The 524-nt window shown below is 59.9% G+C and carries 1 protein-coding gene; it reads right to left on the bottom strand.

What is annotated here, in order from left to right:
• Window positions 1-304: 304 nt before the first annotated feature.
• Window positions 305-524: M23 family metallopeptidase (locus EN925_RS38970; protein WP_145965339.1), on the bottom strand; the 220-nt coding region annotated here is incomplete at its 5' end.

The following is a 524-nucleotide window of genomic DNA, read 5'->3' as shown; positions in this document are numbered from 1 at the left end:
CTCCTATTCCATCTCCGAAGTGGAAGCATTGGGCATGCATGAGCTTATCGAGATGAGCTATCTCTTCGACAAACCCTTGCTGGTCGATTCCTCCGACGCGGAGACGCTTCTCGGCGTCAAGGCCAGCAGCCTTGGCGTCATGATCGCCGACACTCTGCGCGACCATCTTTGAAGCTTGAAGACTGGCGCGTCGCACCGGAACTGAAAAAGCCCGCTCCTTTCGGAACGGGCTGAGCCGGCGGGCCGGACTGGAGGTCAGACGGCCCGCAAATTGCTTTTTTTCTTCTATTCGAAACAGCCCCGACTATTCGAGATAACCGGAGGGATCGACTGGCGCCGAATTCTTGCGCACTTCGAAGTGCAGCTTCGGCGAGTCCGTCGTGCCGCTCATGCCCGACAGCGCGATCTCCTGGCCGCGCTTGACCTTCTGGCCGCGCTGCACCTCGATCGAGCTGGCATGGCCGTAGACGGTGACCAGGCCGTTCTCGTGGCGCACCAGCACCGTGTTGCCGAATTCCTTGAGG

Source organism: Mesorhizobium sp. M7A.F.Ca.US.006.04.2.1 (assembly GCF_004022915.1).
GTDB classification, from domain to species: Bacteria; Pseudomonadota; Alphaproteobacteria; order Rhizobiales; family Rhizobiaceae; genus Mesorhizobium; species Mesorhizobium ciceri.
Note: the sequence above shows the minus strand (reverse complement) of the source record. Positions and strands in the feature narration are given on the sequence as shown.